General features: G+C 70.5%; 11 protein-coding genes. 6 read left to right on the top strand and 5 right to left on the bottom strand.

What is annotated here, in order from left to right; translation table 11 throughout:
* A partial coding sequence (locus H0X00_RS18120) for an N-6 DNA methylase (RefSeq protein WP_293773628.1) occupies positions 1–1,471 on the bottom strand: 1,471 nt, incomplete at its 3' end.
* A gap of 257 nt (positions 1,472–1,728) precedes the next feature.
* Positions 1,729–2,268: a hypothetical protein gene (locus H0X00_RS18115; RefSeq protein ID WP_293773626.1), complete on the bottom strand. Its 540-nt coding sequence runs from the start codon at positions 2,266–2,268 to the stop codon at positions 1,729–1,731.
* Positions 2,269–2,374: 106 nt separating this feature from the next.
* On the opposite strand from H0X00_RS18115, the gene H0X00_RS18110 reads away from it, so the two are divergent.
* Together H0X00_RS18110 and H0X00_RS18105 are read left to right on the top strand one after the other, a co-directional pair.
* On the top strand, positions 2,375–2,905 hold the full coding sequence (locus H0X00_RS18110) for a peptidylprolyl isomerase (protein WP_293773624.1): 531 nt from the start codon (positions 2,375–2,377) through the stop codon (positions 2,903–2,905).
* Between the two features lie 27 nt (positions 2,906–2,932).
* A complete protein-coding gene (locus H0X00_RS18105) occupies positions 2,933–3,889 on the top strand; it encodes a rhomboid family intramembrane serine protease (RefSeq protein ID WP_293773622.1) in 957 nt (318 codons plus the stop codon).
* On the opposite strand, the gene H0X00_RS18100 is transcribed toward H0X00_RS18105, so the two are convergent.
* Complete coding sequence (locus H0X00_RS18100) at positions 3,886–4,134, bottom strand: cell division protein CrgA (RefSeq protein ID WP_293773621.1); 249 nt, start codon at positions 4,132–4,134, stop codon at positions 3,886–3,888. The genes H0X00_RS18105 and H0X00_RS18100 overlap by 4 nt on opposite strands.
* 53 nt (positions 4,135–4,187) lie before the next feature.
* Between H0X00_RS18100 and H0X00_RS18095 the strand changes: the two genes are divergently transcribed.
* The 4 genes from H0X00_RS18095 to H0X00_RS18080 are packed head-to-tail and all read left to right on the top strand — an operon-like array spanning position 4,188 to position 6,537.
* Positions 4,188–4,964, top strand: a complete 777-nt coding sequence (locus H0X00_RS18095; RefSeq protein WP_293773618.1) for a DUF881 domain-containing protein — start codon at positions 4,188–4,190, stop codon at positions 4,962–4,964.
* A complete protein-coding gene (locus tag H0X00_RS18090; RefSeq protein ID WP_293773616.1) occupies positions 4,961–5,695 on the top strand; it encodes a class E sortase in 735 nt (244 codons plus the stop codon). The genes H0X00_RS18095 and H0X00_RS18090 overlap by 4 nt, the downstream gene beginning before the upstream one ends.
* A 4-nt stretch (positions 5,696–5,699) precedes the next feature.
* Positions 5,700–5,870 (top strand): hypothetical protein, encoded by a 171-nt coding sequence (locus H0X00_RS18085; RefSeq protein WP_293773614.1) that lies wholly within the window; start codon positions 5,700–5,702, stop codon positions 5,868–5,870.
* Between the two features lie 16 nt (positions 5,871–5,886).
* On the top strand, positions 5,887–6,537 hold the full coding sequence (locus tag H0X00_RS18080) for an aminodeoxychorismate/anthranilate synthase component II (protein ID WP_367186684.1): 651 nt from the start codon (positions 5,887–5,889) through the stop codon (positions 6,535–6,537).
* A gap of 21 nt (positions 6,538–6,558) precedes the next feature.
* Here H0X00_RS18080 and pknB read toward each other — a convergent pair whose 3' ends face one another.
* Together pknB and H0X00_RS18070 are read right to left on the bottom strand one after the other, a co-directional pair.
* Positions 6,559–8,322, bottom strand: coding sequence for a Stk1 family PASTA domain-containing Ser/Thr kinase (pknB, locus tag H0X00_RS18075; protein ID WP_293773611.1), 1,764 nt, complete (start codon positions 8,320–8,322; stop codon positions 6,559–6,561).
* Positions 8,319–8,897, bottom strand: a complete 579-nt coding sequence (locus H0X00_RS18070) for a PASTA domain-containing protein (RefSeq protein ID WP_293773610.1) — start codon at positions 8,895–8,897, stop codon at positions 8,319–8,321. Before H0X00_RS18070 ends, pknB begins: the two co-directional genes overlap by 4 nt.
* Positions 8,898–9,149 lie beyond the last annotated feature (252 nt).

The following is a 9,149-nucleotide window of genomic DNA, read 5'->3' as shown; positions in this document are numbered from 1 at the left end:
GCGCAGGCCCGGCCGCCGCGAGCAGCGTGGCCGAGGGCACCGGCAGCACATCGGCCTCGCGTGGCTCGAGCTTGAGCAGACCGCCGCCGTAGGCGCGCCCGACCGTCTCGGCCCCGATCAGGGTGACGGTGTTCAGCGCGGCCAGCGGCAGCAGGTCGGCGCCGACCCGGCGCAACCCCGGGCGCAGATAGACCCCGTGCACGCTGTTCAGATGGTGCACCCGGGCGCGGTTGCCGGTCAGGTGCGGTCGGTCGGCGTTCATATAGGTCAGCAACAGGTCGGCCGGGGGGACGAGCGGCACCCGCCACCACGGCCGGCGGACCCGGCACTTGTAGGCCCCCGGCACCCCGTCGCGTTCGCCGGCGCGGATGTAGTCGGCCGCCGCCGCGGACGGCGTCTCCGCCGGACGGAACAGCCAGGTCCGGGCCCCGGCGTCACCGAGCGCGCGCCAGGCCGTCGCCGTGAACGCGGGCTCGCGCAGATGCCGGCTGCCCGGCGGGGACAGCGGGACGACGTCACCCGAGGACAGGCCGAGCTCGGCGACCCGTTGCGGGCTGAGCGCGAACCAGCGGTTGTTGCCGGTGACCGCGCCGAGGGTCGTCTCGCCCCAGTCGTGCAGCGTGCCGAAGGCGGGATCGGCCGTGAGGCCGGCGTAGAGATCGCGGACCCCGCCGGGGAGGAGCGCAGCAGTCCACTTCCCCGCCGAGGCCGGCGGTGCCCAGGTGCTCTCCGCGCCAGTGGCGGCGGTCAGCTCCTCGAGGTCCTGGACCTGGAGCAGCTCGCAGTGCGAGGCCGGTCCTTCGCCCTCAGCCAGAAGCAGCACCACCTCGGCCATCACGCCGGGGAAGACCCGCTCGGTGAACAGGACGAGCCGGACCCGACCGAACCGGCGCATCAGGAAACTGCGGACGTCCGCGGCGTAGTTGACACTGAGAAGCTCGGCCGGCAGCACCAACCCGAGCCGGCCGCCGGGGCGGAGGAACGCCGCGGCGTGCACGGTGAACGCCGCCCAGGACGAGGCCAGCCGGGTCAGTGACACCCCCGCGCTCAGGGCGGCGCGGCGCCCCACGGCCCGGGCCGGGCCGTCGAAGTCCTGGTAGCGGACATAGGGCGGGTTGCCGATGACGGCGTCGAACCGGGCCTCTGCGGGCGTGGCGAGGAAGTCGCCGACGCTGATCCTGGCGTCGTGTCCGGCCCCGGTCAGGGCCGCCAACGCCGCCTCGGCGCTCGAGCGGTGCAACTCGTGCCCGTGCAGGTCGGGAGCGTGGGCGCCGAGGGCGCGCAGTCGGTCGGCGGCGGGCAGCAGGAAGGCGGCCTCGCCGCAGCTGGGCTCCAGCACGCGGTCCGTCCCGCACCGCACCGCCCACTCGACCACGTAGTTGCAGAGTGCGGCCGGGGTGAAGAACGCCCCCCGTGCCTTGCGCAGCGCGGCCGAGTCCAGCGACTCGGGCACGCCTCCGGTCTGGGTCACGTGGCGACGGTAACGGCCAGCACCGACGAGCTCAGCCCTGCCTCGCCGGACCGACCGTCCACGCGAAGATCGCGTTAAGCCCGCGGCGCAGGACCTTCGTCCCGACCTGTCCCGTTTAGGGAACCTGCAGAACCGGCATGCACTCCAAGCACCATGAACTGGAAGTGGCGCTGAACTGAAACGAGCGTGAGCCCCGATCCAGGGGGACCCGGGGCTCACGCGTTCAGGGGTTCAGCTCAGCTGAACGACGGGTGCGCTCAGAAAGCGGTAGGGCTGTCCGCGGGGACGACGGGCACGGTCGCCTCGGGCTGGTCCGTACGGACCTTGTCCGCGGCCGCGTCGGCGTGCGCCCAGTCGTCACTTGCCTGCGGGAGCCGCCAGGCGTTCCAGGCCGCGTAGGCGCCGACGCCCAGCGCGCCGACAACCGCGGCGGTGCGGAACGGGTGGCGCTTCTTCGGCGCCTCCATCAAGCCGGCCCGTACCGCCAGGTTCAGGCCGGTGGCCTTCACCTTCGGGGCGGTCGCCTTGACCTTGGGCAGGACCTCAGCGCCGGTGGCCTTCACTTTGGGCAGCACGTCGTCGACGAGCGTGTCCTTGGCGTGGCTCACGTGCGGTGCGGCCCGAACTGCCAGGTCGGCGCCGGTGGCCCGCATCTTGGGCAGGACGTCAGTGACCAGGGTGTCCCTGGCGTTGCTCAGGTGCGGGCCCATCTGGTCGGATAGGTCGGCCGCAGTGCGGCGTACGGCTCGCGCGGAGGGCCGGGTCATCGCAATCTCCTTCGTCCGGGTTGTGCTCATGGAAGTGATCCTTCCCGGCCCGCTCGGGTGCAACCGCCCGCAGGCTGTGACGGGCGGTACGCGTGGCAGGATGTTGGGTCCGAGAAGCATGCGACGAGAGGTTTCCGTGGCCGAGGAGCTGTTCGCCACCCTGCACACGTCCCTCGGGGACATCACGATCCGGCTGTTCCCGGACCAAGCCCCGGCCACGGTGAAGAACTTCACCGAGCTGGCCCAGGGTGTGCGCGAGTGGACCGACCCCCGCAGCGGGACGAAGAGCACCGAGCCGCTGTACGACGGCACGATCTTCCACCGGGTCATCGCCGGCTTCATGATCCAGGGCGGGGACCCGCTCGGCACCGGCACGGGTGGTCCGGGCTACACCTTCAAGGACGAGTTCCACTCCGAGCTGCTCTTCGACCGCCCCTACCTGCTCGCGATGGCGAATGCCGGCCCGGGCACGAACGGCTCCCAGTTCTTCATCACCGTGGTGCCGACCCCCTGGCTGACGATGAAGCACACGATCTTCGGCGAGGTCGCCGACATCGACAGCCGGGACGTGGTGGAGCGCATCGGGTCCGCCGAAACCGGCCAGCGGGACCGGCCGCGCACCGACGTCGTGATCGAGAAGGTCGTCGTCGAGCGCCGCCAGGCCTGACGCCTCAGACGACTTACCCTGAACGAGATGGCTGACGACGCCGGCTCCGGCGAGACCCCGGTCTGCTACCGGCACCCCGGCCGGGAGACCTACGTCCGCTGCGGGCGGTGCGACCGCTACATCTGCCCGGACGACATGATCTCGGCCTCGGTGGGGTTCCAGTGCCCGGAGTGCGTGCACGAGGGCAACAAGGGTGTGCGCGAGCCGCGCACCGTCGCCGGGGCCGCCGTCCGTCAGGACACCGGCGTCGTCACGATCTCCATCATCGTCGTCAACGTCCTGATCTTCTTCGCCGTCCAAGGCTCCGACAAGCTGCTCCTGCAGCTCTCGCTGAACCCCTTCGGCGAGGACGGGGACGGGGTGGCCCAGGGCGGCTGGCACCGGCTGATCACGGCGGCGTTCACCCACGAGGAATCGCTGCACATCGCGATGAACATGATCGCGCTGTGGCTGTTCGGCCGGCCGCTTGAGGCGATGCTCGGCCGCAGCCGGTTCATGGCCACCTACCTGCTCTGCGCGCTCGGCGGCTCGGCGCTGTCCTACCTGTTCATGGGCCTCGGCGACCCCGGCTCGATCGGCGCCTCGGGCGCGGTCTTCGGCCTGGTCGGCACCCTGGTGATCGTGGACCGTCAGCTGTGGACGAACCCCACCAGCGTGGCCATCTTCCTGACGATCATGCTGCTGCCCGGCTTCATTGTGGCCAATATCGACTGGCGCGGCCACGTCGGCGGCCTGATCACCGGGGGCCTGCTCGGTGCCCTGTTCATCTACGCGCCGACGGCCCACCGGATCGTGTGGCAGGTCGGCGGGATGGTCGCCATCACCGCAGTGTCGCTGCTCGGGGTGCAGTTGCACACCGACCACCTCGAGGACGAGTTGCGCGAGCGCGGATTCACCCTGAGCGCGCCGCCGGCTCCGGTTGTCCCCAGTGGGGACAACGGCTGTGGAGAACTACAACCGTGTGATTCGTCCGTTTTGGGCTAGCGCCACTGGGTGGACGTGATGAAGCCACCGGTGATGAAGCCGAAGCCGACCAGCAGGTTGTAGTTGTCGAGCGCGTCGATCGGATAGTCGCCGTTCGACACGTAGTAGATGACGATCCAGATCAACCCGAACAGGAACAGGCCGAGCATCAGCGGCGCCACCCAGGGCGCGCTCGGGCCCAGGTTCACCGGCTTCTGCTGCGGCGCGACCTTGCCGTCCTTCTTGCGCATCCGCGACTTCGGCATGTGGACACTCCCGGTGGAATCTGACGTGCTGCTTCGTCGGCTAGCGTAACGGCATGGCTGGCTCCGACGGCGCAGACGGGCGCACCGTCCGGGCGGCGTCGCGTTCACCGTGGCGACTCGTGGTCCCGGTCGTGCTGGCGATCGCCGGCCTGCTGTTCGCGATCACGGGCACAACGGCCCGCGGGACGAACCTGCGCTCCGGCGAGAACACCCGGTTGATCGACCTGATCCAGGCCGCGCAGGAACGCAACGACCGCTCCGGCGCGACCAGCGACCGGCTGCGCGCCCAGGTGGAGCGACTCGCGGTCCAGGCCGACGACCCGCAGGTGCAGCAGGTGCGCAAGGAGGGCGACGCGATCGCCGGCGCCGCCGGGCTGACGGCGTTGACCGGCGGTGGGCTCACCGTCACGCTCGACGACGCCCCGACCGGCGCCATCGACCGCACCTATCCGGGCCTGCCCCAGCCCACCCCGGACGACCTGGTGGTGCACCAGCAGGACCTGCAGGCGGTGGTGAACTCGCTGTGGGCCGGAGGCGCCACCGCGATTGAGTTGATGGACCAGCGGATCGTTTCGACCAGCGCCGTCCGCTGTGTCGGGAACGTCCTGATCCTCCAGGACCGGGTGTACTCGCCGCCCTATGCGGTGACCGCAATCGGCGATGTGTCCGCCCTGTCCAATGCGTTAGCTGCGTCGAATGCGATTTCGAACTACCGCGAGTACGTGGACGCTTATGGTCTGGGGTGGAACGTGGAAAGGCACGCACGGATCACGGTCCCGGCCTATACGGGATCGGTGGACCTGCGCTACGCGGAGGTGGACGAGCAGTGACCGTGACGGCCGAGGCGCCGCCGCAGGGACCCGCCCCACGACGGGGGGCGTCGCCCTTCCGCGTCGCCGTCCGCTCTCTGGGCGAGATCATGATCACGCTCGGCATGATCATGCTGCTGCTGGTCGTGTACCAGCTCTACTGGACCAACATCCAGGCCGGCCGCGCGCAGGACAGCGCCAAGGACAACCTGAAGTCCTCGTGGGTCGACGGACGGCCGATCAAGAACGGCGCGTTCGGGATCATGTATATCGAGCGACTGGGCAAGAAGTGGGAGAAGCCCCTCGTCGAGGGCGTCGACCTCGACCAGCTCGCCAAGGGCGTCGGGCACTTCCCGAAGAGCCAGCAGCCTGGCGAGGTCGGCAACTTCGCGGTCGCGGCGCACCGCGCCACCCACGGCGAGCCGTTCGCGTACCTGGACCGGATCCAGCCCGGGGACAAGGTGATCGTCGAGACCAAGACGAACTGGTTCGTCTACGTCGTCGACGCGCAGAAGAACCCGAGCCCGGACCACCCGGCCTGGAAGCTGGTCGACCCGAACTACGGCGAGGTGGTCCTGCCGGTACCCGAACGGCCGGGCGTGAAGCCGAAGCAGAAGCTGATCACCCTGGTGACCTGCAACCCGCGCTGGGGCTCCAGCACCCGCCTGATCGTGTACGGCCACCTCACCGAGGCCTACCCGAAGCCGGGTCCGAAGCCTCAGGAATTGGCCTACACCGACAAGAAGGCCTGACGCGATGTACGTGTGGATGTGGCGGCACCTGCCCGGCCCGTGGTTCGTGCGCCTGGCCCTGAGCCTGATGCTGGCCCTGGTGGCGGTGTACCTGCTCTTCGAGCACGCCTTCCCGTGGCTGGACCCGAAGCTGCCGTTCAACCAGGTCGAGATCGAGGGCGGCGCCGGCCAGTAATTCCGGCATCTAGGCTTTGCCGGTGGCCCGCATCCTCGTCATCGACAACTACGACAGCTTCGTGTTCAACCTGGTCCAGTACCTGCAGCAGCTCGACGCCGAGTGCGACGTGCGGCGCAACGACGTCGTGGGCGTGGCGGACGCGGCCGGGTTCGACGGGGTGCTGATCTCTCCGGGCCCGGGCACGCCGGAATCCGCCGGGGTCTGCATCGAGATGGTGCGGCACTGCGCGCAGGAGCGGATCCCGCTGTTCGGGGTGTGCCTCGGCCTGCAGTCGATCGGCGTCGCGTTCGGGGCGACGGTGAACCGCGCCCCCGAACTGCTGCACGGCAAGACCAGCTCGGTGCTGCACGAGGGCGTCGGTGTGCTGGCCGGCCTGCCGTCGCCGTTCACCGCGACTCGCTATCACTCCCTTGCCATCGACCCACCCACCGTGCCGGACTGCCTGGAGGTCACCGGGCGCACCGAGTCCGGCGTCGTCATGGCGGCCCGGCACCGGAGCCTCCCGGACGGGGTCGACATCGAAGGCGTGCAGTTCCACCCGGAGTCGGTGCTCACCGAGGGCGGGCACCGGATGCTGGCGAACTGGCTGGTGCGCTGCGGGGACCCGGGCGCGGTGGCGCGCTCGGCCGGCCTCGCGCCGGTCGCCCCGCCGCAGGCCGGCTGACCTGGTTCGCCAGGGTCGAGCTCAGTCCGCCGGACGCGACGCGACCGCCGGCGCCGGCGTGACGACCGGGGTGGGCGTCGGGTCACCGAGAGGCGTCGGCGTCGGCTCTGGTGTGGGCTGGGTGCCCGTGCCCTCCGCGGTCAGCACGAAGGTGACGTTGCTGTTCTTCGGCAGCTGCTGGCCTGGCTCCGGCACCTGCCGGAGTACGTATCCCGGCGGGTAGCGGTCCGAGACCTCCTGGCTGGGCGCCGGCACCAGGAATCCGGCCTGGGTCATGGTGGCGTAGGCGGTGGCGTAGGGCAGGCCCACCACGTTCGGCACCGGGACCAGTGCGACGCCGTTGGAGACGAACAGGTCGACCCGGGTGTTCAGTTTCTGCTTGGTGCCGGGCTTCGGGTTGGTCTCCAGCACCTCGCCGTTCGGGCGGTCGGAGTTGCGCTGGGTCACCTTGCCCACGACGAGGTTGGCGTCCTTGATCGCCTTGCGGGCATCGGCCACCGGCAATCCGATCACCTCGGGCACGACTGCGCGTACCTCGCCCTGGGAAACGACGAGATTGACGCTGTCGCCCCGGGACAGGGTGGTCTGCGCGGCGGGGTCCTGCTTGATGACCCGGCCTTCGCCGACGTTTGGGTCGTTCTCGAAGGTCACGACGGCCTTGAGCCCGCGGGCGTCGAGGGTCTGCTCGGCCTGCTCCTGGGTGAGGCCCTGCACCAGCGGCACGGCGACCTTCTCCGACTTGGTGCCGAGCACCTCCTTGCCGACGAGCACGCCGAGCACCGCGACCGCGATCACCGCGAGCAGCAGGAAGACCCAGCCGAACCCGCCGCGCCGGCGGTCTCCGCCGCCGTTCGAGACGGGCGGCATGGCGCTGGTCGCCGTCCGGCGGTTGATCTGCTCGGTGACGACCGCGTCGGTCATGACCGCCGGGGCGGAGATCGGCCGGCCGTCGAGCGCGCGCTCGATGTCCTCCCGCATCTCGGTCGCCGACTGGTACCGGTTCTCCGGATTCTTCGCGAGCGACTTGAGCACGATCGCGTCCATCGCCGGCGTGACCGCGGCGTCCACCGACGACGGCGCCTTCGGGTTCTCCCGCACGTGCTGGTACGCGACCGAGACCGGGGAGTCGCCCGTGAACGGCGGCTGGCCGGTGAGGAGTTCGTAGAGCAGGCAGCCGGCGGAGTACAGGTCGGAGCGGGCGTCGACCTTCTCGCCCTTGGCCTGCTCCGGGGACAGGTACTGCGCGGTGCCGATTACCGCGGCGGTCGCGGTCATGGTCGCGGAGGCGTCGGCGATGGCCCGCGCGATGCCGAAATCCATCACCTTGACCGTGCCGGAGCGGGTCAGCATGACGTTGCCGGGCTTGATGTCCCGGTGCACGATGCCGGCCTGGTGGCTGTAGTCCAGGGCGGTCAGGACTCCGGCGACGATCTCCATCGCGCGCTCGGGAAGAAGCTTGCGTCCGGAGGCGAGCAGCTCGCGCAGGGTCTGCCCGTCCACGTACTCCATGACGATGTAGGGCACCGGCACACCGTCGGCGTAGTCCTCACCGGTGTCGTACACGGACACGATCGTCGGGTTGTTCAGCGACGCGGCGGACTGCGCCTCCTTGCGGAAGCGCTGCTGGAAGGTGGAGTCCAGGGCGAGGTCCGAACGCAGGGTCTTCACTGCGACGGTGCGGCCGAGCCGGATGTCCTTACCGAGGCGGACCTCGGCCATCCCACCTCTGCCGAGCACTTCGCCGAGCTCGTACCGCTCGCCGAGGAGCCGACCCTGCTCTGTCACTGACCGTTCCTTCCCGTGGTCGTACCGGCTCGCAACCCGTCGCCCACTGCCTGCGCGGCGCTGGCGCCCAGGGTGTCCTGGGGCTGCGCCACGACGACGCTGACGACGACGGTGTCGCCCACCGGCACTGGGCCGTGCGGCGTGACGTCGGTAACCGTACCCGTCGCCCCGTCGGCGCTGACCTGCTGCTCCTGCACCTTCAACCCTCGGCTCTCCAGCCCCGACTCAACATCGGCGAACGGCCTGCCCACCCAGTCCGCCGGGTCCACCAGCACCGCCGGTGGACCGGAGGACACCCGGATCTCTACGTCGCGGTCGGTGGAGATTCGCGCCCCCGCCTCCGGCGACTGCGACAGGACGACACCGGCGGGCACGGTTTCATTCACCTCTCGGGTGATCTTGGCGCTCAATCCGTTGGCCTTCAGCGCCTGGCCCGCGTCGTACTCGGCCACGCCGGCGAGCGCCGGCACCACCGCGGTGCCCGATCCGGACCCGGAGGAGTTCAGCCAGATGGCGGTGAGCCCGAGAGCGGCCACGACCGCCGCACCGGCCAGCACGGACGGGCGCCGGTGCACCGGGGCGCGTGCCTTGCGGCGTCGGCCCGATGAACGGTGGCTGTTCGGGGTCGGCTCCAGCCGTCCCTCGGATCGTCCCTCGGACCGTGCACCGGGGCGTTCCTCGGGGCGACTCTCCGGTCGTAGAGAGGTGTCGGGTGGAGTGTCCGGGGCCGCGGGCGTATCGCCGGACCGGGTCTCGCCGGCTCGGGGTGCGGCGGGGCGGCTGCGCCGCTTCCAGCGCGCGGCGGCGACCCGCACGCTGGTCGGGTC

It is taken from the genome of Sporichthya sp., assembly GCF_013815995.1.
GTDB lineage: Bacteria > Actinomycetota > Actinomycetes > Sporichthyales > Sporichthyaceae > Sporichthya.
Note: the sequence above shows the minus strand (reverse complement) of the source record. Positions and strands in the feature narration are given on the sequence as shown.